The 26,510-nt window shown below is 74.5% G+C and carries 24 protein-coding genes; 13 read left to right on the top strand and 11 right to left on the bottom strand.

The features are described from left to right. Window positions 1-29: 29 nt before the first annotated feature. Both J2S58_RS14770 and J2S58_RS14765 read right to left on the bottom strand, forming a co-directional pair. Window positions 30-2,135 carry a DUF4012 domain-containing protein gene (locus J2S58_RS14770; protein ID WP_205257889.1) on the bottom strand — a complete coding sequence of 702 codons (2,106 nt, stop codon included), beginning with the start codon at window positions 2,133-2,135 and terminating at the stop codon, window positions 30-32. Window positions 2,136-2,309: 174 nt separating this feature from the next. Then, complete coding sequence (locus J2S58_RS14765; protein WP_205257888.1) at window positions 2,310-3,206, bottom strand: Fpg/Nei family DNA glycosylase; 897 nt, start codon at window positions 3,204-3,206, stop codon at window positions 2,310-2,312. Between the two features lie 125 nt (window positions 3,207-3,331). Between J2S58_RS14765 and opgC the strand changes: the two genes are divergently transcribed. Then, window positions 3,332-4,498 (top strand): OpgC domain-containing protein, encoded by a 1,167-nt coding sequence (opgC, locus tag J2S58_RS14760; RefSeq protein WP_205257887.1) that lies wholly within the window; start codon window positions 3,332-3,334, stop codon window positions 4,496-4,498. Here the strand turns inward: opgC and msrA are convergent. Continuing rightward, window positions 4,476-5,141 carry a peptide-methionine (S)-S-oxide reductase MsrA gene (gene msrA, locus J2S58_RS14755; RefSeq protein WP_205257886.1) on the bottom strand — a complete coding sequence of 222 codons (666 nt, stop codon included), beginning with the start codon at window positions 5,139-5,141 and terminating at the stop codon, window positions 4,476-4,478. The genes opgC and msrA overlap by 23 nt on opposite strands. A gap of 217 nt (window positions 5,142-5,358) precedes the next feature. Between msrA and J2S58_RS14750 the strand changes: the two genes are divergently transcribed. From J2S58_RS14750 to J2S58_RS14730, 5 genes are all read left to right on the top strand, one after another. After that, on the top strand, window positions 5,359-6,273 hold the full coding sequence (locus tag J2S58_RS14750) for a type II CAAX endopeptidase family protein (RefSeq protein WP_205257885.1): 915 nt from the start codon (window positions 5,359-5,361) through the stop codon (window positions 6,271-6,273). A 231-nt stretch (window positions 6,274-6,504) separates the two neighbouring features. Then, window positions 6,505-7,830, top strand: coding sequence for an SAM-dependent methyltransferase (locus J2S58_RS14745; protein ID WP_205257884.1), 1,326 nt, complete (start codon window positions 6,505-6,507; stop codon window positions 7,828-7,830). A 436-nt stretch (window positions 7,831-8,266) separates the two neighbouring features. After that, the gene (locus J2S58_RS14740) at window positions 8,267-9,310 is read left to right on the top strand and encodes a hypothetical protein (RefSeq protein WP_205257883.1); all 1,044 of its coding nucleotides are present in this window, start codon (window positions 8,267-8,269) and stop codon (window positions 9,308-9,310) included. A gap of 162 nt (window positions 9,311-9,472) precedes the next feature. Further along, entirely contained in the window at window positions 9,473-10,444 is a 972-nt protein-coding gene (locus J2S58_RS14735; protein WP_205257882.1) for an aldo/keto reductase, read from the top strand. Between the two features lie 471 nt (window positions 10,445-10,915). Beyond that, window positions 10,916-11,566, top strand: coding sequence for a response regulator transcription factor (locus J2S58_RS14730; RefSeq protein WP_306828725.1), 651 nt, complete (start codon window positions 10,916-10,918; stop codon window positions 11,564-11,566). A 1-nt stretch (window position 11,567) separates the two neighbouring features. Here J2S58_RS14730 and pruA read toward each other — a convergent pair whose 3' ends face one another. Both pruA and J2S58_RS14720 read right to left on the bottom strand, forming a co-directional pair. Beyond that, complete coding sequence (pruA, locus tag J2S58_RS14725) at window positions 11,568-13,193, bottom strand: L-glutamate gamma-semialdehyde dehydrogenase (RefSeq protein ID WP_205257881.1); 1,626 nt, start codon at window positions 13,191-13,193, stop codon at window positions 11,568-11,570. Window positions 13,194-13,224: 31 nt separating this feature from the next. Further along, window positions 13,225-14,169 (bottom strand): proline dehydrogenase family protein, encoded by a 945-nt coding sequence (locus J2S58_RS14720; RefSeq protein WP_205257968.1) that lies wholly within the window; start codon window positions 14,167-14,169, stop codon window positions 13,225-13,227. A gap of 149 nt (window positions 14,170-14,318) precedes the next feature. Here J2S58_RS14720 and J2S58_RS14715 point away from each other — a divergent pair, with 149 nt between their 5' ends. Further along, on the top strand, window positions 14,319-14,963 hold the full coding sequence (locus J2S58_RS14715; protein WP_205257880.1) for a TetR/AcrR family transcriptional regulator: 645 nt from the start codon (window positions 14,319-14,321) through the stop codon (window positions 14,961-14,963). A 12-nt stretch (window positions 14,964-14,975) separates the two neighbouring features. Here J2S58_RS14715 and J2S58_RS14710 read toward each other — a convergent pair whose 3' ends face one another. Next, complete coding sequence (locus J2S58_RS14710; RefSeq protein ID WP_205257879.1) at window positions 14,976-15,557, bottom strand: hypothetical protein; 582 nt, start codon at window positions 15,555-15,557, stop codon at window positions 14,976-14,978. A 92-nt stretch (window positions 15,558-15,649) separates the two neighbouring features. Next, window positions 15,650-17,791 (bottom strand): alpha/beta fold hydrolase, encoded by a 2,142-nt coding sequence (locus J2S58_RS14705; protein WP_205257878.1) that lies wholly within the window; start codon window positions 17,789-17,791, stop codon window positions 15,650-15,652. Between the two features lie 109 nt (window positions 17,792-17,900). On the opposite strand from J2S58_RS14705, the gene J2S58_RS14700 reads away from it, so the two are divergent. Next, the gene (locus J2S58_RS14700) at window positions 17,901-18,665 is read left to right on the top strand and encodes an SDR family NAD(P)-dependent oxidoreductase (RefSeq protein WP_205257877.1); all 765 of its coding nucleotides are present in this window, start codon (window positions 17,901-17,903) and stop codon (window positions 18,663-18,665) included. Window positions 18,666-18,672: 7 nt separating this feature from the next. Here J2S58_RS14700 and J2S58_RS14695 read toward each other — a convergent pair whose 3' ends face one another. Together J2S58_RS14695 and J2S58_RS14690 are read right to left on the bottom strand one after the other, a co-directional pair. Beyond that, a complete protein-coding gene (locus J2S58_RS14695) occupies window positions 18,673-18,990 on the bottom strand; it encodes a DUF1905 domain-containing protein (RefSeq protein WP_205257876.1) in 318 nt (105 codons plus the stop codon). Between the two features lie 77 nt (window positions 18,991-19,067). Then, complete coding sequence (locus J2S58_RS14690) at window positions 19,068-20,777, bottom strand: TM0106 family RecB-like putative nuclease (protein WP_205257875.1); 1,710 nt, start codon at window positions 20,775-20,777, stop codon at window positions 19,068-19,070. Between the two features lie 141 nt (window positions 20,778-20,918). On the opposite strand from J2S58_RS14690, the gene J2S58_RS14685 reads away from it, so the two are divergent. The 4 genes from J2S58_RS14685 to J2S58_RS14670 all read left to right on the top strand — a co-directional run bounded on the left by J2S58_RS14685 (window position 20,919) and on the right by J2S58_RS14670 (window position 23,865). After that, the gene (locus J2S58_RS14685) at window positions 20,919-21,497 is read left to right on the top strand and encodes a DUF6474 family protein (protein WP_205257874.1); all 579 of its coding nucleotides are present in this window, start codon (window positions 20,919-20,921) and stop codon (window positions 21,495-21,497) included. A 2-nt stretch (window positions 21,498-21,499) separates the two neighbouring features. Further along, the gene (locus J2S58_RS14680) at window positions 21,500-22,174 is read left to right on the top strand and encodes a hypothetical protein (protein WP_205257873.1); all 675 of its coding nucleotides are present in this window, start codon (window positions 21,500-21,502) and stop codon (window positions 22,172-22,174) included. Window positions 22,175-22,279: 105 nt separating this feature from the next. Beyond that, a complete protein-coding gene (locus tag J2S58_RS14675; RefSeq protein WP_205257872.1) occupies window positions 22,280-23,092 on the top strand; it encodes a YcnI family copper-binding membrane protein in 813 nt (270 codons plus the stop codon). Further along, window positions 23,089-23,865 (top strand): copper resistance CopC family protein, encoded by a 777-nt coding sequence (locus J2S58_RS14670; RefSeq protein ID WP_205257871.1) that lies wholly within the window; start codon window positions 23,089-23,091, stop codon window positions 23,863-23,865. Before J2S58_RS14675 ends, J2S58_RS14670 begins: the two co-directional genes overlap by 4 nt. Window positions 23,866-23,948: 83 nt before the next feature. Here the strand turns inward: J2S58_RS14670 and J2S58_RS14665 are convergent, their stop codons facing one another. Continuing rightward, window positions 23,949-24,557: a methylated-DNA--[protein]-cysteine S-methyltransferase gene (locus J2S58_RS14665; protein ID WP_205257870.1), complete on the bottom strand. Its 609-nt coding sequence runs from the start codon at window positions 24,555-24,557 to the stop codon at window positions 23,949-23,951. Further along, the gene (locus tag J2S58_RS14660) at window positions 24,554-25,045 is read right to left on the bottom strand and encodes an RNA polymerase sigma factor (RefSeq protein ID WP_205257869.1); all 492 of its coding nucleotides are present in this window, start codon (window positions 25,043-25,045) and stop codon (window positions 24,554-24,556) included. The genes J2S58_RS14665 and J2S58_RS14660 overlap by 4 nt, the downstream gene beginning before the upstream one ends. Window positions 25,046-25,250: 205 nt before the next feature. Between J2S58_RS14660 and J2S58_RS14655 the strand changes: the two genes are divergently transcribed. Beyond that, the gene (locus J2S58_RS14655; protein ID WP_205257868.1) at window positions 25,251-26,471 is read left to right on the top strand and encodes an AGE family epimerase/isomerase; all 1,221 of its coding nucleotides are present in this window, start codon (window positions 25,251-25,253) and stop codon (window positions 26,469-26,471) included. Window positions 26,472-26,510 lie beyond the last annotated feature (39 nt).

Here is a 26,510-nt window from a genome sequence, read left to right as displayed (position 1 = left end):
TTAAATGACCGGTAGGTGATCGATGCGCTTCACCCGGCCGGTACGGCGCAGGGGTCGCGCCCGTCCACCGTGGTCACCCACGGATTCACCCCGGGGGACAGCACGAGTGCGGGCGGCCCGGTCGACCCGTCCGCCGCGGTCACCACCCGGAACACCACCGTCCGGCTCTCCCCCGGCCCGACGTCGAACGCCACCGGCGTCACCGGGCGTCCGGAATCCGTGCCCGCGGCGACGGCCACGGCGACGCTGTCCACGGTCGCGTCCTGCACGCTCGACCCGGTCGGGGCGTACAGCAGCAGCTGCAGCCCGACCCGGTAGGGCTGGGCGCCCGTACCCAGCACGGAGGCGGGCAGACCGGCGGGGGGCGAGCCGTCGTTCACCGTGACGGCGACGTCCCACGAACGTCGTCCGTCGGTGCGGCACTCCCCCGGCACCAGGGAGGCCTGGTTGTCGAGGTAGAACCCGAGCTTGCTGCCGGTCGTCTCGTTGAGGAAGACCCCGAGCGACGGGGCCAGCGCGGCCGCGGGGGCGCCCACCCCGCCCGTCCCGCCCAGCGAACCGGCCACGCTCGTCGCGGCCAAGTCCTCCTGCTCCCCCGTCGCGGCGCTCCACACCAGCACCCGGCGTTCGGCCGCCGCCCGCGCCAGACCGGCCATGATCAGGTCGGCGTCACCCGTGCCCTCGGTGACCGCGCTGAACGCCCGGCCCGTCGCCCGGGCCAGGAAGTCGTCCCGCTCGGCCGCGGACACGGTGGGCCGGCCCTGCGCCGCGCCCGGTTCGGACAGCAGCAGCGGCACCGCGTTGTCGGCCGTGAGCACCACCCCGTCGCCCACGTCCACCGGCCCGGTGCCGGCGAGCATGTACGAGAGCGCGACCGGATCGGTGGCCAGCACCCCGTCCACCGTGGTGCCGGTGCGCTGGGTGTACATGGTGGCGAAGAGCGCTGCCGCGGTGGGGAAGTCGGCCGTGGTGTTCGCGTCCCGCGGGTCCTGGGCCAGGGCATCGGTGAACAGGCCCTGCTGGTCCGCGCTCACCGGGACGACCGGGCGGTCGAAGAAGCCGAGCGTCGTGCTGGGCGCACCCTGACCGACGATGGTCATCTCCCCGCCATCGACCCGGACCACCGCGTAGGACCCGAACACCCCGCCGGTGGCCCGCGGCTGGGCCGGGTTCTGGAACGCCACCAGGTAGGTCCGGGGCCCGGACGCCCCCAGCATCGGCGGCAGCAGGCGCGAGGCCCGCGCCGCGGTGACCGTCACCTCGGCGGCGTCGTCGAGCCGGCCGCCGAGATCGGTGACCGCCTGGTCCACCGAGCCGACCAGCCACCCCCGGTCGATCGCCCCGACCCGGGCCCGGGAGGCCTGCACGGCCACATCGGCCTGCTGCAGGACGGGAGCCAGTTGCTCCAGCGGGGCCAGTTCGATCCGGCCGTCGCGGGGGGCCAGATCAGCCGGGGACAGCGCCCCCGCCACCTGCACCAGGGAGGGCATGACCCCGGTGGACAGACCGTCCACGGTGAGGGTGATCTCTCGGATCGCGTCCAGGTTGTCGCCGACCACCGGCACCAGGGTGACGAGGCGGAAGAGCGGATCGTCCACCGCAGCCCGCGCCGCCGCCGCCTCCACCTGCACTGCCCGGACCACCGAGGCGGTGGCCACCGGATCGACGGACGAGATGTCGGTCAGCAGGTCCTGCGCCCGGCTGACCTCCTGGGCCGCGGCCGTCAGATGGGTGTACGCCTGCCAGGTGCGCCAGCCGACCCACCCGCCGACGGCGACCAGTACGACCAGCAGACCGAGCGCGGACAGCAGGACGATCCGGCGGCGCGACGGACGCGACTCGGACACGTCGAGGGCGGGGGTGGGGGTGACCGGCGCCGCCGCGGACGGGTCGGGCGCGCGCTTGCCCGCGAAGGTGACCCCGGCGACCGGCGGGACGTAGCTGGTGACGGCGAACCGGTCGGCACCGGGACCGCGGGGCGGCGGTACCGAGCCGTCCGGCGGTCGCCGCTGTCCCGGCAACCGCTCGTCGGCACCGGCGGGGACGCCGGGACGAGGCGACCCGTCCACCGTCCCCGGCGGCACGCCGTCGCGGTGCCGACCGTGCACGTCGACCGGCGCATGCTCCTGCGGCATCGGTCTCCCCCGTCCCTCGACACCCGACCGGGACGGACGCTACCGGCGGAGGGACACAGAAGGGTCACGCGCGGTCATGAGCCGTGGGACGAACGTCCTGTTGTCACCCCGCCGGGTGGTTGGTCGTCACCCGCCGTGGTGACACGCGCCGGTGGCCACGGCCGCTCCGGGCGGTCACTTGTCCAAGCGGGACCGGCGTCGATCGGCCAGCAGTCGACCGCCGGTCTGACAGGTCGGGCAGTACTGGAAGGACCGGTCGGTGAACGACACCTCGGCGACCGTGTCGCCGCACACCGGGCAGGGCAGGCCGGTGCGGGCGTGCACCCGCAGACCCGTGCGCTTCTCCCCCTTGAGCCGGGCCGCCTCCATCCCCTGGGTCCGGTCGATCGCATCGGTCAGCACGGCGTGCATCGCCGCGGACAGTCCCGCCACCTCCTCCTCGGTGAGGCTCTTGGCCGTCGCGAACGGGGACAGCCGGGCCACGTGCAGGATCTCGTCGGAGTAGGCGTTCCCCACCCCGGAGAGCACCGCCTGATCGGTCAGCACCGTCTTGAGCCGACCCGGTCGCCCGCGGAGCACGGCGGCCAGGCCGTCCCGGTCGAGCGACAACGCGTCCGGCCCGAGCGCGGCCACCCGCGGCACATCGGTGGGTGTGCGGACCACGGCGACGGACACCGACTTGCGCGTGCCGGCCTCGGTGATGTCGAAGCCGGCGCCGTTCTCCAGCCGTAGGCGCAGCGCGATCGGCCCGCCCATCTTCGGCGGTACCGCCCCGAGCTGGTCCGACCAGCGCAGCCAACCGGCCCGGGCCAGGTGGATCAGGACGTGCAGTTCGGGCTCCGCCGCGCCGGCGGTGTCGACGGCGGCCGGTACGGACGGCACGGTCACCAGGTCGACGTACTTCCCGTGCCGGGTGGCATGCGCGACCGTCCGGCCGACCAGGGCCGACACCGGCGGGTCGTAGGTGGTGAGCACGTTCAGGGCGGTGACCATCACCGAACCGATGCGATGACCGCCCGCGTGCTCGGTCAGGAACGACGCCAACGCGGTGACCTCGGGCAGCTCCGGCATGGCGCCATCCTGCCGTCGCCCGCGCCCGTCCCGCCAGGGCCCGGTGCACACCCGGCCGACCCGGGCCGACCTAGCATCGGACCGACGGGCCGATCACGGCCGCCGCGGGACGTGCCGGAGGCCCCATGGACGTGCAACGCCCCGCCGGGGACGGCCGACCCGCCGCGGACGTCGGAGCCGCCCCGCGGGACGGCCGGCTGACCGAACTCGACGTGCTCCGGGGACTGTGCATCGTCAGCATGGCCACGGCCCACCTCGCCGCCGGCAGCGTGAGCTGGCAGCTGCTGCACGCCGCGGTGTGGATCGACGGCGCGGTCGGCTTCGTCTTCCTGTCCGGGCTGGTGCTGGGGATGGTGCAGCGCGGGCGGGTCGACCGCCGGGGGCCCGCCGCGGCCTCGCGGGCCGTGCTTCGCCGGACCGGGGTGGTCTACGCCGGGCACGTGGCGCTGTGCCTGCTCGCGTTCGCGGTGGTCGCCCTCGATCCGGCCCGCTCCGCGCGGCTGGGATCGGTGGAGCTGGCCGGTGGCACCGGCCCGGCCCTGCTCTCCACGCTGACCCTGCGGATCAACCCGGCGTACGCGTCGATCCTGTCGCTCTACGTGGTGCTGCTGCTGGGGGCCCTGCTGGGCACCGCCCTGCTCCGCCGCGGCCTCTGGCCGGTGGTGCTCGGGCTGTCCGCCGTGCTGTACGCCGTCGGGTTGATCTGGCCCACGCCGTTCACCTTCACCCCCCGTCCGGGGGTGCCCGGCGCGGTGAACGCGGCGGCCTGGCAGTTGCTGTTCGCCCTCGCCCTGTGCCTGGGCTGGGCGTGGCGCAGCCCGCGAGTGCGGGCCTGGGTGGGCCGACCGGACATCGGCCTCGCCGCGGCGGGCCTGGTCGTCCTGCTGGCCGTGGCGGCCTGGTGGATCGAACTGACGCAGCGAACCCCGCCGGCGGCTGTTCGGCTGGTGTTCGGGGAGGGCACGCTGGGACCGGGCACCATCGCCATGGCCGTCCTCGCGTTCCTGGCGCTGCTGCCGGCGGCCCGCTGGGCCACCCGCGTCGCCCCCGCGGTCATGTCTCCGCTGGCCCGCATCGGTCGGCACTCGCTGGACTGCTATCTGATCCTGAGCACCGTCGTCCTCGTCACGCCCAGCCTGTTCCGCGCGGACCCGAGCTCCCCGACGGGCGACCTGCTCGTCCTGGAGGTGCTGCTGGTCTGCTGGATGTGGTCGCTGCTGCGCGACCGGTGGGCCGGGCGCTCGCGCGCCCGGCCCGGTACCGCTGCCGTCAGTGGGCGGCCGGCGCGCTGACGCCGGTGCCCACCGAACAGGCGACGCCCGTGCCGGCCATGCTGCAGTAGCCGTAGGGCACCTTCTGCAGGTACTGCTGGTGGTAGTCCTCCGCGTAGTAGAACGCGGTGAGCGGGGCGATCTCGGTGGTCACCGCGCCGAGCCCGGCCGTGCGCAGCTGCACCTCGTAGGCGTCGCGGCTGGCCTGGGCCTGGGTCGCCTGCTCCGGCGTCGTCGTGTAGATCGCCGAGCGGTACTGGGTGCCGACGTCGTTGTGCTGCCGGTTCAACTGGGTCGGGTCGTGGTTCTCCCAGAACGCGACGAGCAGGTCGCCGTAGCTGATCCGGGCCGGGTCGTAGACGACCTGGACCACCTCGGTGTGCCCGGTCCGCCCGGAGCACACCTCCTCGTAGGACGGGTTCTCGGTGAACCCACCGGCATACCCGGCGGCCGTGCTGTACACGCCGGGCAGCTGCCAGAACAACCGCTCGATCCCCCAGAAGCAGCCCATGCCGAAGACGGCGGTGGCGTACCCGGCCGGCCAGGGGCCGATGGTGGGGGTGTCCAGGACGGTGTGCCGGCCGCGCACCGGGACGGCCTGGTCCCGGCCGGGGAGTGCGGTGTCGGGGGTGGGCATGTCGGGCTTGCGGCCGAAGAGACTCATGTCCTCCAGCGTACGAGCGTGCTGCAACCCGGCCCGGCGGGCGATCCACCTACCCTCGCGGGACGGCCGGTGACCGGTCCGTGGACGAGCAGTGCCGGGTGACCCGGACGACCGAGAGGCCACCCTGACGATGCCGGACCCGTCGATCCCCCACCCGTCCGTCCCCCACCCGTCCGGCTCCCACCCGGTGGGGTCCCACCCGACGACGTCGGACCCGGTGACCCCGGACCCCTGGGCACGGAGCACCGGCGACCGCCGCGACCCGGCCGGTGACCTGCCGACCGGTCCGCTGCCCGTCGTCGGCGACCGGGCCGCCACGCCGGCCATCTCGGCGGCACCGGACCCGTGGTCGGACCGGTCGGCGCCGGCCCGCTCGGGTGCGTCGGAGCGCGCGCACCGGCCCAGAACCCCGTGGACCGTCACGGACGTCCTGGCCGGACTGGGTGTCGCCCTGCTGCTCAGCATCGTGCTGGCCGTGCCGTTCACCCTGGACGGCGGGCGCACCGGGATCACCGCACTGGTGGTCGCCGGTCTGCTGCCCATCTGGGGCGGGCTCACGGTGGCCGTCCTGTGGGCCTCGCGTGCCCACGGCTCCGGTCACCTCGCGTCCGATCTCGGACTGCACTTCCGCTGGATCGACCTGGCCATCGGGCTCGCGGCGGGTCTCGCCCTGCGGATCGCCTCGGTGGTCGTCGCCGTGGTCGTCACGGCGATCGCCGGCAGCCCGGCGACGGGGAACTCCCCACTGCCGCTCGCCGGGTCCGGCACCGGGGCGGTGGTGGTGGTCGCCGTGGCCACCGTGCTCATCGCCCCCGTCGTCGAGGAGCTCTTCTTCCGCGGCCTCGGACTCCGTGCCACCCTGGCCAGCTGGGGTCGCCGGGACGCCCGGGCCGGCACGCCCGGCCGCGACCGGCGCACGGGCGCCGCCCTGGTGACCGCGGTGCTGTTCGCCGTCCTGCACCTGTCCGAGGTGGCCGACGGGGTGTCCCTCGCCGTCCTGTTCCCCACCCTCGTGCTGGCCGGGCTCGTGCTGGCGGCGTTGACCCTGCGGACCGGCCGGCTCGGACCGGCGATCGTCACCCACGTCGTCTTCAACGGCACCGCTGTGCTGGCCGCCCTGCTGATCGGCTGACCGACCGCACCGCACGACGGTTCGCGCTCGGGTCGATCCACCGTCGATTCGCGCCCGGGGCCCCCGGGCCTTCCCCGCAGTCGGCCGGCTCAACCCGGCCGCCGCCAACTCCCGGCCCGACCGGGCACTCCGGTGCGCCCGCTGCTCCGAAGACCGATCGTCCCTCCACAGGGATATCACTCTCCGCGGGTATGAAGTACGCACAGTCACTGCATCATCTGGAGGTCGGTCGTGGCCCTGTTGAGTCCCCACCACACGCGAGCCATCCCGCGTCCCGCCCAGGGAGTGTGGCCGGGCCTGTTCGACGTGCCGGCCGCACGGGCCCACGCCACCATCGCCCGGGGACTGGTGCGCACCGCCGTCCGGAACCTGCCGATCACTCTCGCCTTCCCCGACGGCTCCACCTGGGGCACCGGCGGGCCGCGCCTGGAGGTCGTGCGACCCGAGGCGTTCTTCGCCCGGGTCGGCCGGGACGGGCTGATCGGCTTCGGCGAGGCCTGGATGACCGGCGACCTCACCACCGGCGGCTGGCACGCCCCGACACCCGGCCGCCGGTCCGCCGAGCCGCCCGCCGCCGGTCTGAACGCGGCCACCGACGAGCTCGCCGACGCCCTCACCGTCCTGGCCCGGCGGATGTCGGTGCTCATCCCCGCGCCGGTGCAGAAGCTGCGGCGCGCCTGGCAGAGCCGCCCGCCGCGTTCGGAGGAGAACACCCCCACCGGCGCGCAGGAGAACATCCACCGGCACTACGACCTGTCGAACGAGCTCTTCGAGACGTTCCTGGACCCGACGATGACGTACTCCGCCGGCTGGTACGAGCCCGGCGACGACCTCGAGCGCGCCCAGCTGCGCAAGATCGACGGGGTGCTCGACCTGGCCCGGGTCGGCCCGGAGATGCGGATCCTGGAGATCGGCTCGGGCTGGGGTGCGCTGGCCATGCGCGCCGTGCGGGAGCGCGGCTGCCGGGTCACCACCCTGACCCTGTCCGAGGAACAGAAGGCGCTGGCCGAACGCCGGATCGCCGAGGCGGGCCTGGCCGACCGGATCGAGGTGCGACTCGAGGACTACCGGGTGCACGCCGCCGGCCACTCGGGGGCCTACGACGCGGTGGTCAGCGTGGAGATGGTCGAGGCCGTCGGCGAGCGGTACTGGCCGGACTACTTCCACAGCATCGACCGCATGCTGGCCGACGGCGGACGCCTGGGCCTGCAGAGCATCACCATCGCGCACGACCGCCTGCTGGAGACCCGCAACGGATACACCTGGGTGCACAAGTACGTGTTCCCGGGCGGGCTGCTGCCCTCGTTGACCGCCATCGACGACGTGCTCGCCGGGCACACCAGCCTGCAGGTCCAGGAGACCCGGCGGCTCGGCCCGTCCTACGTGCCGACCCTGCGGGAGTGGCGTCACCGCTTCAACGCCGATCTGCCCGCCGTCCGTGATCTCGGCTTCGACGAGACCTTCATCCGGATGTGGAACTTCTACCTCGCCTACTCCGAGGCCGGCTTCGCCGCGGGGTACCTCGACGACTGGCAGCTGGGGATGGCCCGGCCCTGACCACACGCCTCCGGGTGGGTCCGACCCACCCGGAGATGCCGTCTAATCACTCCCCCGGGTCACCCGACGTCGACACTGGTACGCCGAACGGGTGAATACCCATCCCGACCCGGCCCTGCCCCATCCGCTCCGTGACCCCGCCCCGAATCCCTGGCACATCCGCGACCGCGGACATCAGCGATGGTCGGCAGTGGGAGAGGAGCTCATGGGAACGACGTCACAGGGTTGGCTGAGCGCGGATCCCTTCCTGCGCCGCCTCCGCCGTCCCCGCCCGTCGACCGTTCCCACCCGGATCGGTGACGCCGCGCCCGCGGCCCCGTGGAGCCGCCGCCCGCCCCTGGGCCCGCGCCCTGCCGGGCACGGCGCGCACTCCGTGCTCGCCCCTCCGGTCCACCCGTCGACCACCCCGCCGTCCTCGTCCAGCCCGGGAGACACCGTGTCCGCTCCGCAGCCGCCGCGTGACCGCTCGCCGCACGACTCCCCCGCGCTCCCGGTCGAACCGGACGTCGCCGGCAGTACGGCCGGTCGACTGGCCCGCCGGGTGACCGACGGCGCGGCCCTGGCCTGGCGACGACGGTCCGCCACCCCGGCCGACGCCCCGGCCGACCCGGCCCCCGCCCTGCCCACCCAGCCGACCGATCGGGACGGGGACCTCCCGGAGGGCGGCCGCACGGACGCCGACACCGCCGTGGTCGCCGGCCGTTCCCTGGCCCTGCAACAACTGCTGGACGAGTACGGCCCCGCCGCCGGACCGCTCACGGCCGGCTCCGGGCGACCGACCGAGAGCCTGTCGGCCGAGACTGCCGGCTCCATCGCGGCCGCAGCCGCCGCCGGGACGACCGCGGAAGCCACGCCCACAGCCATCACCACCCCACCCATCACCACGAAGATCACCACCGACGAGACGGAGCCCTCCGTGGCCCACGACCACGGCCCGACCACCGATGGATCGGCCCTCCCGGGCCGGTCCGCTGCGGACGGCCCGCCCGCCCGGGGCAGCATCGCCACTCCCCGGCCGTTGGCCGCCGCCCTGCACCACCCGGACGCCGGCAGCGCCGCATCCGCTCCCGCCACCGGACCGGCTTACGCCCGGGACCACGCCAGCAGTGCGCCCCGGCACCGTCGTCGACCGTTGGTACTGGCCGCCGCGGTCGCCGTCGCACTCACCGCCGGGATCGGTGTGGCCGCCAGCACCCTGATCGGGTCCACGGACGCCACGCCGGCCGCTGAGACGCCCGTGGTCCGCGTCCTGGACACCGCGTCGTTCAGCCCGGAGGCGAGCGCGCCCGCCACCACCGACCCGGCGGGGACCACCGCCGCCGCGACGACCGCCCCGGCCACCCCCACCGCCCAAGTGCCGGTGATCATCCCGACCGACGCGCCGACCCGCCCGGCGGACACCGGTTCGGCCGTGGTCAGTTCACTGGCTCCCGGTGAGGCCGGGTTCGGCTGGCCCACCACGGATCCCGCGACCGGCTGACCTGAGCCCGCCGGTCGCCCGGTGATCCCGGGCCCCGGCACCCCCGACCCGCTGCGTCGCCGCCGGATCGTCCGGACCCGGAGGGGTGGGTCCGGACCCCGCGGCGGCGTGGCTGCCCCGACCGGATCCGCCCGGCCGCCGCCCACTGCCTACCCTGGGGCGATGAGCGAACGCGTCCTGCGCCGTGTCGGCGACTCCGGACTGGCCGTCTCCGCCATCGGCCTGGGCTGCAACAACCTCGGCCGGGCCCACACGGCGACATTCGAGCCGGCCGGTGCGCAGGCCCTGGTGAACGCCGCGCTGGACGCCGGTATCACCCTGTTCGACACCGCCGACATGTACGGCCGGGACGCCGGGCGCAGCGAGGAACTCCTCGGCCGCTCGCTCGGCGCCCACCGCGCCGAGGTGGTGGTGGCCACCAAGTTCGGCATGGACGCCCGGGGTGCCAACGGGCCCGACGACGGAGCCCGCGGCTCCCGCCGGTACATCCGGGCCGCCGTGCACGCCTCGCTCCGGCGGCTGGGTACCGACTGGATCGACCTCTACCAGCTGCACGAACCCGATCCGGCCACCCCGCTCGACGAGACCCTCGACGCCCTGGACGATCTCGTCCGCGCCGGGACCGTGCGCTACTTCGGTCACTCGAACTTCGCCGGGTGGCAACTCGCCGATGCCGACCACCTCGCCCGACGCGCCCACCGCACCCGGTTCGTCTCCGCGCAGAACGAGTACTCGTTGCTGAACCGGGATGTCGAACGCGAGCTCGTCCCGGCGGCCCGCGCCTTCGGGGTCGGCATCCTGCCGTACTTCCCACTGGCCAACGGGCTGCTCACCGGCAAGTACCGGCGGGACAGCGCACCCGCGGGCAGCCGGCTGCGCGAGGCGAAGCCGCACCTGTTGGACACCGCACCCTGGGCCGCACTCGACGCCCTGCAGGCGTTCGCCGACGCCCGCGACCTGACCATGGTGGACGTGGCCTTCGGCTGGTTGCTGGCCCGGCCGCAGGTGTGCAGCGTCATCGCCGGGGCCACCAGCCCCGAGCAGATCCGGGTGAATGCGGCCGCTACCCGTTACGTCCCCACCGCGGACGACCTGGTGGAGATCGACGGCATCTTCCCCCCACCCGGGGTGTAACGAATCGCGGGGTGCACTCACAGTCAGCAACAGCGTGCGCTGATTTCATCACCCTGAGTCAGATTCACCCTTGACTCGCCTCGCGCCATGGCGTTGGCTGAGGGGGCAGAGAAGCACAGGAGACACCCGCCGACCCCGTGCGGAGAGCCACCCCGGCCGGCCGCCGGGTGGCGCCGGGGATCGCGCACACCCGATCGCCGACGCGGCTCAGACCGTGGCGACACACCGGTGACCCGCCCGTCCCGCTCGTCCGGGTCCGGGACGCAGGAACCGGTCGCTCTCTCTCGCCGACGCTCGGGCGTATCCCGGGCCCGACGTCCGGGCACGGCCGTCCGCCCCCCGGAACACCCCGCGCCGCACCCTGTCCGCTCCCGCCGCACCTGCACCCCGCACCCGCACCTGCACCGCCGAATCCCCGCGGCTCGTCCGCGATCACCGATAGTCCTGATCAGCAATCGAGAGGCGATACCGATGTCCGTTCTGCTCGCCGAGCGCGCCCTGTCCACCGCGACCCACGTCCTGATCTTCGCCGAGCGGCCGACCACCCGGGTGATCCTCACCAAGCGGCTCGCGTCCGCCGCCCCGGGTCGCGAGACCCGTTGCGTGACAACGATCGCCGACCTCATCGAGCAGTACTCGCAGCACCCCGGGGACCTCGTGCTGGTCGGTGTGCACCGCGGCCAGCCGGCCGGTACCGAGCCGATCAGCCAGCTGCTGCGGATCTTCCCGGCGGCCATGATCATCGCCTTCGGCTCCGTGGAGGACACCCGGGAACTCACCGCCGCGGTCTCCGCCGGCGCCCGCGGTCTACTGCTGTCCACCGACGAGGAACGCCTGTCCACACCGGGGTTCTCGTCCTCCCCGCTGTCCGCGGTCGGCAGTGACGGCAGCGACCTGTCGCCGCTCAACGGGCCGCGCAACCGCGCCCGCACGCCCACCGAGCGCGAGCTCCAGGTGCTGCAGGGCATGAGCCAGGGACGCTCCAACGGGGAGATCGGCAAGGACCTGTTCCTGTCCGAGGACACCGTCAAGACCCACGCCCGCCGGCTGTTCAAGAAGCTGGGCGCCAACGACCGCGCCCACGCGGTCGCTCTCGGCTTCCGCGGTGGGCTCGTCGCCTGACCTACCGCTGGTGCGGGTGACCGACCGCGGTCGGCGGGACGAAGGTCTCCTTGATCGACCGCGGCGAGGTCCACCGCAACAGGTTGGCCGCCGACCCGGCCTTGTCGTTCGTCCCGGAGGCCCGACCGCCGCCGAACGGCTGCTGGCCGACCACCGCGCCGGTCGGCTTGTCGTTCACGTAGAAGTTCCCCGCCGCGAAACGCAGGGCGGCGCCGGCGGTCTGCACGGCGGCGCGGTCCCGGGCCAGGATCGACCCGGTCAGTGCGTAGGGGGTCGCCGAGTCCACTTCCCGCAGCACGGCGTCGAACGCGTCGTCCGGGTAGACCGACAGCGACAGGATCGGCCCGAAGTACTCCGCGCAGAACGCCTCGTCGCGGACGTCGCTGCCCAGCAGCAGGGTCGGCCGGACGAACCAGCCCACGCTGTCGTCGTACGTGCCGCCGGCCAGCACCTCCAGCGAGTCCGTGGCGTGCGCCCGGTCGATCGCCGCGGCCAGCCGCCGGAAGGACCGCCCGTCGATGACCGCCGAGGTGAAGTTGCCCAGGTCCTCGACGTCGCCGACGGCCAGCGCCTCGGTCTGCCCGATCAGGTCGTCCCGCAGGGCCGGCCACATCGACTCCGGGACGAACGCGCGCGAGGCCGCCGAACACTTCTGCCCCGAGTACTCGAACGCCCCGCGGATCAATGCCGTGCGCACCGCGTCGACGTCGGCCGAGGCATGGGCGACCACGAAGTCCTTGCCACCGGTCTCCCCGACCAGCCGCGGGTAGGAGCGGTAGCCGGCGATGTTCTCCCCCACCGTGCGCCACATCTGCTGGAACACCGCGGTGGAACCGGTGAAGTGGATGCCGGCCAGGTTCGGGTCGGCCAGCAGCACGTCCGAGATGTCCGGGCCCTGACCCGGCAGCAGGGTGATGACGCCGTCGGGCAGCCCGGCCTCCCGCAGGATCTGCAGGGTCAGGCTCGCCGCCAGCTGCTGGGTCGGCGACGGCTTCCAGATCACCACGTTGCCCATCAGCGCGGGCGCGGTCGGCAGGTTGCCGGCGATGGCGGTGAAGTTGAACGGGGTGACCGCGTAGACGAACCCCTCCAGCGGGCGGTGGTCGGTGCGGTTCCACGTGCCGCGGGCCTGCGCCACCGGCTGCTCGGCCAGGATCTGCCGGGCGAAATGCACGTTGTAGCGCCAGAAGTCGATGAGTTCGCAGGCCGCGTCGATCTCGGCCTGGTACACCGTCTTGGCCTGACCCAGCATGGTCGCCGCGTTCAGCCGGGCCCGCCACGGACCGGCCAGCAGATCGGCCGCGCGCAGCAGGACGGCGGCCCGTTCGTCGAACGGAGTCTCCCGCCACGCCCTGGCCGCGGCCAGCGCCGCGGTGACCGCGTACCGGGCGTCCTCACCCGTGGAGTGCGCGCTGATCCCCAGCACCCGGGCGTGGTCGTGCGGGGCGCGGACCTCGAACGGCTCACCGGCCGGCATCCGCGACTCCCCCGCGATCACCGCGGGCAGCTCCATTGGATCGGCGAAACCCTGCAGCGCCGCCAGGATCTCCGCGCGCTCGGGACTGCCGGGGGCGTACTCGCCGATGGGCTCGTTGACCGGCGGCGGCGGGGTGGTGACTGCGTCCACGACGTTCTCCTCGTGTTCGGGGGTGTGCAGGTCAGTTGCGCGAGATCAGCGAGCGCAGGAAGAACAGCAGGTTGGCCGGGCGCTCGGCCAGCCGACGGGTGAGGTAGCCGTACCAGTCGGTGCCGTAGGGCACGTACACCCGCACCTGGCGTCCCTCGGCGCGCAGCCGCAGCTGCTCGTCCGGCCGGATGCCGTACAGCATCTGGTGTTCGAAGGAGTCCGGGGTGCGACCGAACTCCTCCACCAGAGACCCGGCGATCTCGATCATGCGGGGGTCGTGGGTGCCGAGCATCGGGTAGCCCTGCCCGGCGAGCAGCAGGCGCATGCAGCGCACGTAGGCCAGGTCGACGGCCGCGGCGTCCCCGACGGAGACCGAGTCCGGCTCGGCGTAGGCACCCTTGACCAGCCGCACGCGCGATCCGGGCCCGGTGAGGTCGGCGAGGTCACCGGGGGTGCGCCGGAGCATGGCCTGCATGGCCACCCCGACATCCGGGAAGTCGGCGCGCAGGTCGCGCAGCACGGCGAGCATGCCGTCGATGGTGGTGTGGTCCTCCACGTCCAGGTTGACCCGAGCGCCGCAGCCGTACGCGGCCTCGGCGATGCGGCGCACCCCGTCCAGCGCCAGCGCGGGCCCGTGCGGGGAGGTGCCGGACGGCGGCACGGCCTGGCCGACCGCGGAGAGCTTCACCGACACCTCGGCGCCGCGCGCGAGGCCTGCGTCGTCGAGGGCGGTGAGCAGGGTCAGGTACCCCTGCACGGTGCGACCGGCGGCCGCCGCGTCCAGCGTGTCCTCTCCGAGGTGGTCCAGGGTGACCCGGAGGCCGTCCGCCTGCAGTCGGGCCACAGCGGCCAGCGCATCTGTGGTGGCCTCGCCGGCCACGAACCGCCGGACCACCGACCGGGTCACCGGGGCGTGGGTGACGGCGGTGCGGACCTGCGCACTGCGGGACGCGACCAGGATGGGGGTGCGGAGCAGATACACGACGGGACCTCCTCGGGGCCGGGAACCGGACGGCGGCACTGCCGCCCGGGACCGCCGGCTAATCGTTCAACTGACCGATTAGGCGATACGCTGACCGTAGCAGCTCGACGCCACACGGAACAGGACCGGACGAGGGAGCCCTGATGACCCAGCACGCCGCTCCCCCGACACCCACGCCGTCGGCGCCGGCTCCGACGGCTCCGACGACACAGCCGCCGCCGGCCCGCCGCCGGCAGGCCCCGGAGGTGCGGCGCCGCATGCTCACCGAGGCCGCCCGCGGCGTGATCGCCGAGCGGGGCCTGCATGCGGTGACCCTGCGGGACGTCGCCGCCGCGGGCGGGGTGGCCGTGGGCACGGTGACGTACCACTTCCAGGGGATGGCCGACGTCCTCGCCGAGGTGCTGCGCACCGAGATGGCGGAATTCTCCGCGCCCATCCTGGCCCGTGCGGCGCAGACGGGTGGCCGAGCCGGATTGGACCTCGTCATCGATGGGCTCCTGGCCTCGGACACCGCGACCCACGACCACTGGATGCTCTGGCTCGACTTCTGGGCGCTGGCCGCCCGGTCCCCCGTCTACGCGGCGTGGCAGGCCGAGGTCTATCGGGATCTGCACGCCCTCGTCCGCGCCTGTCTGCCCGGGCAGGGCGGGCGGAACGCCGACCGGGCGGTGGAGTTCGTGGCCCTGCTCGACGGCCTGGTCGTCCAGTGCTACCTGCCCGGCGGCCCGCTCACCCCGGCGCGGGGGCGCACCATCCTGCGGTCGTTCCTCACCGCGATGGACGGCTGACCCGCGGTCGGCTCAGCGCAGCAGCCGCAGGCCGGGCCCCGCGGTGGCGCCGAGGACCAGCCAGATGCCGGCGGCGGCGAAGAGCAGGGTGCCCACTTGCCACGCACTGCCGGGCATGCCGTCCCGGCCGAGCAACCCCTGCCCGACGATCAACGCCGCGGCCCCGGCGGCCATGGCCACCGCGGCCGCCCGCACGAAGAGGGTGAGCATCCGGCCCGGCGCCGCCCGGAGCTCGTTCCACCACGTGCACAGCACGATCACCGCGGCGGCCAGCACGGCGATCGACCCGGCCGTGGCCAGGCCCGTCCCCCAGGCGACGGATCCGCTGACCGGCCCGATGGCATCCCCGTCCCGGGTGAAGTAGCGGACGGTCACCCAGAGGGTCCGGCTCAGCGGCAGTCCGCCCGGCACGTCGATCACCGTCACGGGCTGCAGCAGCCCGATGAGCACGAGCAGCAGCGGACCGAGCGCCTGCTGGAGCCGGACGGTGCGGCGCAGGCGCAGCAGCTCCAGGGTGATGCCGGTGAGCGGCGGCAGCCCGGCCGGCGCGACCGCCGAGCGCGGTACCGGCGGGGTCGGCACGGGACCGCCCACCGGTGCGATCCAGGTGGCGTCACCCACGCGCACACGCGTCGGCGCGTGCCGTGCCGACAGCAGGTGACTGCTCACCCGGACCCCCGTTCACCTCACCGGGTGCGCGGAGCCGCTCCCAGGACAGGAGGTAGTTCGGTGCCGGTGCCGCCGAGGACGTGTCGGTCCAGGAAATCGGACACCACCTGGTACCAGACCTTCGAGTTCTGCGGGCTGAGCACCCAGTGGTTCTCGTCCGGGAAGTACAGGAACCGGTGATCGGTGGTGCCGTCGTCGGCGGCCGGGCGGCCCGAGTCGGCCAGCAGCTCGTACCAGAGCCGCAGGCCCTCGCCGATCGGGACGCGGTAGTCCTTGTCGCCGTGGATGACCAGCATCGGGCTGACGATGTCGGTGACGAACCGGTGCGGGGAGTTCTCCGCGGCCATCTGCGGGGTCATCTCCCGCTGCCAGTAGTACGCGGCGTCGGTGGTCGGGCCGAACTGGTCCAGGGCCCACAGGCTGGCGTGGGTCACGATCGCCCGGAACCGGTCGGTGTGCCCGGCGATCCAGTTGGCCATGTACCCGCCGAACGAACCGCCCATCGCCGCCGTCCGCGACGCGTCGATGTCCGGGCGCGCCTCGGCCACGTCGGTGACGGCCATCAGATCGGTGTACGGGGCGGCACCCCAGGCACCCCAACCACGCTGCACGAACTCCTGCCCGTATCCGGTGGACAGCGCCGGGTCGGGCAGCAGCACCGCGTACCCCTGGGCGACCAGCAGCCACGGGTTCCACCGCCACGACCAGGCGTTCCACGAGCCGAGCGGACCGCCGTGCACCCACAGCAGCAGCGGCGCCGGGCTCTCCGGGCCGGCGCCCTCGGGCAGGGCCAACCACGCGCGGGTCGGCGGGGTGTCGCCGTCGGCCCCGGTGCTGATCTCGGTGAGCCTGCCAGGCAGGGCTGGAGATGCGGCCGGGGCGGGCAGCGCGGTGACCCGGCCGCGCTGACCGGTGGTCAGCTCGATCCGCACCGGATGGGCCGGGGCCAGATAGGAGGTGCGTAGAGCGAAGAGCGCACTGCCGTCCGGCGCGACGCGGACGTCGGTGAACACCGCGTCCTCGTGCGTCAGCTGCTCCACCCCGCGGCCGGGTTCGGTCAGGTGGACGAGGAACACCGGGCCGCGGCCCCGGTCGTCGGCGGTGACCACCAGGGCGGAGGAGTCCGGAAGCCAGCTGATCGAGGACGGCCAGCGGTCCCAGTCGCCGGCCAGATCCTGCACGGCCCCGTCGGCCAGATCGACGATCTGCAGGGTGGTGCGCGGAGCCAGGTGCGGGGTGGAGTCGCTCTCCCGCAGCAGAGCCACCCGGCTGCCGTCCGGGCTGAACCGGGGGGTGCCGAGATCGGCGCCGGGGTCGGCGAGCAGCACCCGGACCTCCCCGGTGGCCCGGTCGATCAGGTGGAGCTCGCTGCGGAGCGAACCGCGGGCCTCCGGCCGGCGCCAGGTCAGCACGATGCGGGAGCCGTCCGCGGTCAGGTCGAGATCGGCCTCGCGGAGCGCCTGACCGGGGGTGGGCGTGAGGTCGGTGATCGGCTCCGCGGGGGCACCGTCCGCGGGCAGGGCCGCGGTGAACAGGTGCGGCGCGCCGGGACCGAGATCGGCGTCCCAGAACCGCACCGGATAGCCGGTGTGCAGCACCGCGGACACCTTCAGCTTGGCCCGCTCCTTGCGCAGGGCGGCATCGGTGGTGCTGTCGTCCTCCCCGCCGGCACCCTCGGGCGTCGCGTTGGGCAGCACGTCCCCGCAGAACGCGAGCACGTCGGCGTCGCGGGCGGCATGCACCCGCCCGAGCCCACCCGGACGGGAGAGCACCTGCCGGCCCTCGCCGCCGTCCCGCGGGAGCAGCCACAGCGACGTGGGCACCGGGTCGCCACCGTCAGCGGCGGCGTCCGGATCGGGGCGGGCCGAGGTGAACAGCACATCGCCGGCCGCGGAGAAACCCGCCGCCGACTCGCCCTTCGCGCCGCGGGTCAGCCGGCGGGCAGGGGCCTCACCGGCCGCGTCGATCTCCCAGACCGCACCGGCGTACGCGGTGCGGGCCGGATCCAGGGTGGACACCGTGGTGATCAACCGGGTGCCGTCCGGGGAGAGGGCGAGCCCACCGACGCGGGGCAGCGCCAGGTAGGCGTCCAGGTCGTGGAACGGCGTCGCGGGCGGGGACTCGACGGCGGGATCGGCCGTCTCGGGCTGTGCTGTCATCCCCGAGTCCTACCACCGGCGGCGCGGTCGTAGGGTGGCCGACAGTCCGCCGGCGGGCCCGTTCAGCCGTTCGCCGCGCCGGTGTCCCCCGATGCTCCGGAGGTCAGCGATGCAGCTCACCGACACGTCCGCCCTGGTCACCGGGGCCGCCTCCGGGTTGGGAGCGGCCACCGCCCGGGCCCTGACGCACGCCGGGGTGCGGGTGGTCGGACTCGACCTCGCCGACGGGTGGGACCGCGGCGGTCGACCCGACGACATCCTGTGTGCGGACGGCGATGTCACCGCCGCGGCCGACGTGCGGGCCGCGGTGGACCGGGCCGCCGGGGAGGCCGCGGCCCCGCTCCGGCTGGCGGTGAACTGCGCCGGGATCGCCACCGCGGGCCGGGTGCTGTCCCGCCGGGGCGTGCACGATCTCGACATGTTCGCCCGGGTCGTCTCGGTCAACCTGATCGGCACGTTCAACGTGCTGCGTCTGGCCGCCGAGGCGATGGCGACGACCGCACCGGTGGACGCGGCCGGCCAGCGGGGACTGATCGTCGACACGGCCTCGGTGGCCGCCTTCGACGGGCAGATCGGCCAGATCGCCTACGCCGCGTCCAAGGGCGGGGTGGCCGCGATGACCCTGCCCGCCGCGCGGGACCTGGCCTCGTCCGGGATCCGGGTGATGACGATCGCCCCCGGCGTGCTGGACACCCCGATGATGGCCACGGTGACCCCGGAGTTCCGCGAGTCCCTCGCGGCGACCGTCCCGTTCCCGCCGCGACTCGGCCTGCCCGAGGAGTACGCGGCGCTGGTGCTGTCGCTCGCCGCGCAGGACTACCTGAACGGCGAGACGATCCGGCTGGACGGCGCCCTGCGGATGGCGCCGCGCTGAGTGCCGGTCAACGGGGCAGCCGTTCGAGCAGCCGGACGCTCACCTCGTCGCCGGCCCCCTTGCCGATCACGGCCCGCAGCGGGCCGGCGATCGGCAGCTTGTGCCGCCCGTCGCCCAGGGCCATGAACGAGCTGGTGAACGGCACCCCGTCGACGGTGGCGCGCACCTTGACCAGGCCGCGGGTGCCGAACCAGGTGACCGAGTCGGGCAGCACGACGTAGGTCCAGCCGCCGCGGGCGGGGCTGCACTCCAGCGTCGCGACGAACGTGCGGTCGAGCGCGCCCACCCGGGTGCCGTCGGCGGGTGCGTGCGGGGTTTCGGTCATGGGGGCCTCCGGTCCTGGGCTGTGGACGGTGGACCGCGGCGGCCCGGCCCACTCATCGGTGCCCACTCCGCGGATCGTCAGGAGTCCTGCGACAGTTCGTCGACCGTGGGCACGTCACCGGACCGTTCGGTCACCCACCGGCGGACGGCCAGCGTGGCGCGCACGTCGTCCTCGTTGTACTCCAGCAGCCGACGGGCGGTGACCGGGTCGGGCGGTCCGTCCATTCCGGCCGCGGCGCGGTACCAGGACAGCGAGTTCTCCCCGCTGGGATCCTCGTCCCGGTAGGCGAATCCGGCGATCGGCGCGACCGCCTTGAGCCGCAGCGAGCCCACGGCCAGGAAGTCCCGCCTGACCTCGGCGTAGAGGTCGACCCACTGCGCCGACCGGCAGAACGCGTCCACCTCGGCCGCCGAGGGCATGCCCGGCACGTCCGGGTACTGCCGGGGCGCCGACCGCATCCAGCGTTCCTCCGCCGAGGCCGACCAGCAGTAGGCGGCGAAGGTCAGACCCGCCGCGGCGGCCCGTCCGCGCAGGTCGGTCAGGTGCGCCCAGAACGCGGCGAACACCTCACCGGCTGCCCGGCCGGGCAGCCGCGCCCAGGTGGCGAAACCGGTGAACCCTTCGGGCACGCCGATGGGAACCCCGGACAGGAACGTCCCCCAGAGGTAGGCCCCGTCCTCGAGGTAGGACTCGGAGTCCACGTCCAGCTCGACGTCCGCCCGCAGGACGCCCGGCACCGCGGCCCGGCGGACGAGGGGGAACCCCTGTTGCCGGGCGCGCGCCCGCACCCGGTCCCGGCCGGCGGAGACACCGCCCAGTTCCAGTGCGGCCACGGTGGCCGGGTCCAGCCCGGCGAGCTGGTCGACCGTCCGCACCCCGACCGCGTGCAACGCGGCCACCTCCGCGCTGCCCACCAGCAACGACACGTCCCCCGCCGCCTCCAGCTCGGGTTCGCACCGTGGCCACCAGGGGCATCGACGGCATTCCGACACCCGCGACGGCAGGGCCAGCACCCCGCCCGCGCCCGCGGCCCGGGCCACCGCGAGGCGGTCGGCGAACCGCCGGTCGTAGTCGGCCAACGGGGTGGAGATGCGGGGTGCGACTCCGCCACCCGTCCCGCCCGCCCGGGGCACCGGCGCCGGGTCCAGGTCGTGCCAGAGGATGGTCTCGTCGTCCGGCGGCAACCCGTCGGCGGCCCCGTGACCGATCACCCCGCCCCGCAGATCGGGCGAGGCCCAGCCGAGATCCTGCAGCAGCCGCACGTGGTGGGCCAGGGCCAGCGCGTCGTCGCGGTGCCGGCGGGCCTTGCGCAGCGGATCCGCCCGGACGGCCAACGGGTCGGACACCGGGGAGGTGGGGGCGCCGCCGCCGCGGTCCAGGGTGCGGTGGGCCCGGATCAGCACCGGCAGATAACCCCGCCCGTCCCAGATGAGCAGATCGGGCCGACCGACCCGGGTGGCGCTGTGCAGCTGGGCACCGAGGACGACCGCGGGGCGCTCGTCGCCCACCGGGGGGAACGGCGCCGGTGGACGGTCCGGCGCGAGGTCCGGAAAGCGGTCTGCGGCGGTGCCCGACGGGAGGGACGGGGCGAGGTGCTCCAGGACGGCGAGCCGGTGGACGCGGGCGTCCTCGCGGCGCTGTTCCCCGGCAGCGCTGACCGCCGGGAGGCGGGCGGCCGGGTCGGCGTCCAGATGCACCCGACGCCGGCAGCGGTCCGCGGCCGTCGCACCCAGCCGGACGGTGCCGCCGCCCGGGTCGGGGCGCGGGCCCGGGGTCGGTGAGGTCACCGGGGTCAGCGTAGGTGGGCAACCGACGGTCACCACCGACAGCGGACGGGCGCGGCGCACGACCGATCGACCTACGCCTAGGCTGACCACAGCAGCGGATCCGTCCACCGGGTCCGGCCCGATCGACCCGAGGGGAGCAGCGTGGCACTGTTCAAGCGGCGCACGAAGTCCGCGAAGTCCGCATCCCGCTCGGCCACGCCGACCGTCACCACCACCGGCAAGGTCAAGAAGAAGGACCTGAAGAAGGTGCAGAAGGCGGTGTCCACCCGACCCGCCAACCTGGTCAACACCCTGCTCGATCCCAAGACGGCCCGCCGCGGCCTCACGATCGTCAAGCTCGTCGGCCCCACCGTCACCCCGCTCGCGATGAGCGCGTCCGTGGGCATCCGCGGCCTGCTGGACGACCGGCGGGCCCGGCAGCTCGGCATCGACCCCACCCGCATCGGCACCTACCGCGGGCCGACGGGCACCGTGGCCGCCCGCATCGACGGACTCACCGCCTCGGTGGAGAACCTGCTCAGCCGGCGCAGCGGCGAACCGCCCGTGGTCCGCTTCTGCGACGCCGCCCACCGCCGGCTGGATGACCTGTCCACGGCGATCGACGCGGCCGCGTCCATGCCCACCGGCCGCCGCAAGGCCACGATCAACGCCGTCACCGGTGACCTGAACCAGATCGACGCCGATCTGATGACGTTCCTGGTGGCGCGGCCCGCCCCCTGACCGTGCCCCGCCCGACGCTCGACCCACGGCCCCACCGGACGTCCGCACGGACCCCCCGGTCGGTCGCGTCGACCGCCGTTCCCGCCTCCCGCGGCTGGCGGATCGTCCGCACCGGGATCTTCGCGGTCACCGCGGCCCAGCTGGCCGCCCTCGGTCACCTCGCGGGCGGCGGCCCTGCTCCCGACCGTGCCCTGCTCCTGCTCGCCGTCGCGGCCGCGGCGATCGGGCTGCACCCGCTGACCCGCCGGCGGCTCGGCCTGCCCGTCCTGCTCGCGGCCACCACCGTCGCCCAGCTGCTCTTCCACGTCCTGTTCATGCTCGGAGCGCACCCGGCCGGGACGAGCCGGATGGCCGGCGCGATGTCCGCCGAGTCGATGTCCGCCGACTCGATGACAGCCGGCACGATGTCCGGAGCCGCCTCGTCGGCCCCGATGGTGGCCTTCCACGTGCTGGCCGCGGCGGCGACCGCGCTGCTCCTGGCCCGTGGCGAGACCGCGCTGTTCCGGCTGTTCGCCGCCTGGCGGCGCACCGTGCTGCGCGCCGTCGGCCGGCCCGCCGTCCGTGTCCCGCTGCGCTGGAGTCCCGCTCCCGCCCGCGACGTGGCCGTCCTGATCGGCGCCCGACTGGCCGCCGTGCGCGTGGTGCGCGGACCCCCCGGAGTCGTCCCGGCGCGTTGAGCGCCGCCGCTCCGTCCCCGATCGACCCGCGTGTCCGCGGGTCCGGTCCCCCGCGGGTGTGCCGGCCCTGCCGACCCCGCATCCTCCGTTCCGAGAAGGACTCCCGTGTCTGCACCGACCCTGCCCGCCGCACCGACCCCTCGCCCCGCCCGCCGGCTGCTGCACCGCCTCGGTGGTCTGGCCGCCCTCACCGCCGTCGGCCTGTTCGCCGGCGCCGGGGTCGCCGCCGCCCACGTCTCCGTCGCCGCGTCCTCCACCGAGGCCGGCAGCTATTCGCTGCTCACCTTCCGGGTGCCCAACGAATCGGCCACCGCCGGGACCGTCGCGGTCAAGGTGGAGATCCCCGCCGACCACCCGCTGGCCTCGGTCTCCTACGAGGCCGTGCCCGGCTGGACGACCACCGTCCAGAAGGACACCCTGCCCAGCCCGGTCGTCCAGGGCGACCTGACGCTGACCGAGGCCGTCTCCTCGGTCACCTGGACCGCCGATGCCGGCACCAGCATCGAGCCCGGCCAGTTCGCGCGGTTCGCCCTGTCCGTCGGCCCGCTGCCCGACATCGACGCCCTGACGTTCCCCGCCGACCAGACGTACAGCGACGGCAGCGTCGTCCGCTGGGCCGACCCGGAGAACGCCGACGGCAGCGAGGCCGAGCACCCGGCGCCCTCGTTCACCATCACCCCCGCCGCCACCGGCGCGGACGCAGACCACCATGGCGGCGCCACCGGCAGTGCCCCAGCGACCGGCACCACCGAGGTCCCCGCCGTCACCGACACGGCCACCACGGCCGCCGCCACCGCCGACGACACCGATTCACCGGCCCGCACGCTCGGTATCGTCGGCATCGTCGTCGCGGCCGTCGCGCTGCTCACCGCGGCCATCGGTCTGCGGCGCCCCCACCTGAAGAAGGACCCCTCGTGACCCGACCCCCGACCGCACGGCCGTCCGCCGCTCCCCGCGTGCTGGCCCGACTCGGTGCGGTGCTGGCCGTCGTCGTGCTGGCCGCGCTGGGCCTGGCCGGCCCGGCCGCCGCGCACAACGTGCTGACCAGCAGCAACCCCACCGACGGGTCGGTGCTGGACGCCGCCCCGCAGACCGTCACGCTCACCTTCGACCAGCCGGTGCAGAACTTCGAACCGGTCGTGGTGGTGACCGGACCGGACGGGACCGAGTACCAGACGGGTACCCCCACCGTGCTCGGGACGTCCGTGGAGATGTCGGTGGGCACGCTGCCCGTCGCCGGGGCGTACGCGGTCGCCTACCGCATCGTCTCCACCGACGGGCACCCCGTGCAGGGCCAGCTCGCCTTCGAGCTGTCCGCGGCGGCCGTCACCACCGGACCGTCGGTCGCCCCCACGCCGGAGAGCAACACGGCGTCCTCGTCGACCCCGTCCTCGAGTGCGCCGTCACCGGCCACGTCGTCGGCGGCCACGTCGTCGTCGACAGCCTCGTCGTCGGCCACCTCGTCGTCGTCGACAGCCTCGTCGTCGGCCACCTCGTCGTCGTCAGCCTCATCGGCGGCTGCGTCGACCTCGGCCGCCCCGTCGACGGGGCAGACCACCGGTTCCACGGCGGTCACCCCCGCGGCGAGCAGCGGTGGGTTGTCCGGGTGGATCTGGGCGGCCCTGGTCGTGGCGGCGCTGCTGGTCGTCACCGCGGTCGTGCTCATCGCCCGCCGACCCCGGCGGTCCTGACCCCGCCCGTCGATCGGCCCGTCCGGCCCCGTCTGATGATCTCCACGATCAGCGGGCGGGGCCGTTCGTGTCCCCGGTGAGGGTCAGGCCGCCTCCAGGGCCAGCAGCGCGCGCTTGACCTCCGCCCCACCCAGATAGCTGCCCGGTGATCCGTCGGCCCGGACCACCCGGTGGCACGGGATGAGCAGGGGCAACGGGTTCCGCGCACAGGCGGTGCCCACGGCCCGGACGGCCCGGGGGCTCCCGGTGACCGCCGCGATCTCGGCGTAGCTGCGCGTGGCGCCGTATCCGATGCCGCGCAACGCGGTCAGCACCTGCTGCCGGAAGCCGGACACCCGCAGGTCCAACGGGAGATCGAAGCCATGACGTCGGCCGCGCAGGTACTCGTCGAGCTGCCCGGCCGCGACGGCCACCGCGGCCGGCGCTCGTAGGATGCGTGGCCCGATCGTGGCAGCCAGCTCGGCCAGCACCTGGTCGTGGTCCTCCCGCGCGAACGCCACCCGGACGACGCCCTGCCCGGTCGCCGCCACCAGCAGCGCGCCGATCGGGGTGTCCACGATGTCGTAGCCGACGTCCAGCAGACCCGACCGTTCGGCGTCCGCAGCGAGGGCGGCCCGGAGCCCGGCCAGATCGTCGGCCAGGCCGCGGTCGAGCGCGGTGTGCAGATCGGTGCGGGTGTCGGCGCTGGTCATGGGGTCTCCTGGAGGGTGGACGAGGAGCGGATGCGGGAGCGCCGCAGCGCGGCGATGCCGTCGGCGGAGGCGCGGCGGGCCGCGGCGACGGTGCCGCCGGTCAGCTCGGCGACCTCGCGGAACGGCAACCCGAGGACGTGGTGGTAGGCCACCGCCTGCCGCTGCCGGTCGGGCAGGGCGGCCACCGCGGCCCACAGGTCGTCGTCCGGGGTCGGCACGGGCGGCGGTGGGCGATCGGGCAGGTGGGCGAGCGGGACGGGCGCCCGGGACCGGGCCCGCAGCGCGTCCACGGCCTTGCGATGCGCGATGGTCACCAGCCAGGCCTGCACGTTGGCGTCGGCCGGCAGGGCCGGATAGGCGGTGAGCGCGGACAGGAACGTCTCCGACCACGCGTCCTGGGCGTCCACCGGGCCGAGCAGCGCCCGGCAGACGCGCAGCACGGTCGCCCCATGGACGTCCACGACGGTCTGGAACGGCGGCAGGCTCATGACGGGTAGACGGCCCGGGGGCGCGGAACGTGAGGTCGCGCGTCAGGATCGGCCCCTCGGTCCGTCCGGGCACCGGACGTCGCGTCCCACGCCCGAGGTCGATGACGGACAATCACCGGGCCATCCTGCCCGCCGGGGACGGCAGGCGGACCCGCGCTCCGCCCCGTCCCCGTGTCCGTCCCGTCCCCTCGCCCAGGGAGTTCCCATGGTCAGCCCCGCATCCCCCGCCCGTCCGAGCGGCGAGGACGACCGTCTGCTCGACTTCGGCGTCGCCGCCCGGTTGCCCTCCGGAGGGTTCGGCTGGCTGGACGAGCGTGGCGGCGTCGACGACGGCCACCCGGTGCAGACCTGGATCACCGCCCGGATGACGTACGTGTACTCCCTCGCCCATCTCCGGGGCCGACCGGATGCCGCCGCGCTGGCCGACCACGGGGTCGCCGCGCTCACCGGTCTGCTGGCCGACGGGCGCTTCGGCGGCTGGTACGCGGCCGACCCCGGCCCCGACACCACCGACACCACCGGTGACGGGGCGCGGGACAAGCGCGCGTACGAGACGGCGTTCGTGCTGCTCGCGGCCTCGGCGGCGACCGCGGCCGGGCGACCGGGCGCGGCGGAGCTGCTCGACCAGGCGATCGCCGTCATCGAGGGGCACTTCTGGCGGGAGGACGACGGCCTGGCCGTCGAGGTGTGGGACCGCCCGTGGCAGGAGCTCGAGGCCTACCGCGGCGCGAACGCCAACATGCACCTGGTCGAGGCGTGCCTGGCCGCGGCCGACGTCACCGGGAACGACGTGTGGCGGCACCGGGCGCTGCGCATCGCGGAGAGCCTCATCCACGGGCATGCCCGCGCCCATCAGTGGCGGCTGCCCGAGCACTACGACCCGCAGTGGAACGTGCTGCTGGACTACAACCGGGACGAGCCGGCACACCCGTTCCGTCCCTACGGCGCGACGGTCGGCCACTGGCTGGAGTGGGCCCGCCTGCTGGGACACCTGCACCTGGGCCTTCAGGACCCGCCGGCCTGGCTGCTCGCCGACGCCCGCTCGTTGTTCGACGCGTCGATCGCCGACGGCTGGGCGGTGGACGGGGCCGACGGGTTCGTCTACACCGTCGACTTCGCCGGCGTCCCGGTCGTCGGTACCCGCATGCACTGGGTGCTGGCCGAGGGCATCGGCGTCGCCGCCGTGCTCGGGCAGATCACCGGGGACGAGCTGTACGCGACCTGGCTGGACACGTTCTGGCGGTACGCCCAGGACCATCTGCTCGACCGGGAGCTCGGGAGCTGGCACCACGAGCTGGACGAGCAGAACCGACCCAGCTCCCGGACCTGGCAGGGCAAGCCGGACATCTACCACGCCTACCAGGCGGTCCTGCTCTCCGAGGGACCGGCGGCGACCAGCTTGATCGCGGCCGCCACCGGCCGGTGACGGAGGGTCTGTGGGGTCCGGCGGGACCCGGTGGAACCG

The organism is Nakamurella flavida (assembly GCF_030811475.1).
GTDB classification, from domain to species: Bacteria; Actinomycetota; Actinomycetes; order Mycobacteriales; family Nakamurellaceae; genus Nakamurella; species Nakamurella flavida.
Note: the sequence above shows the minus strand (reverse complement) of the source record. Positions and strands in the feature narration are given on the sequence as shown.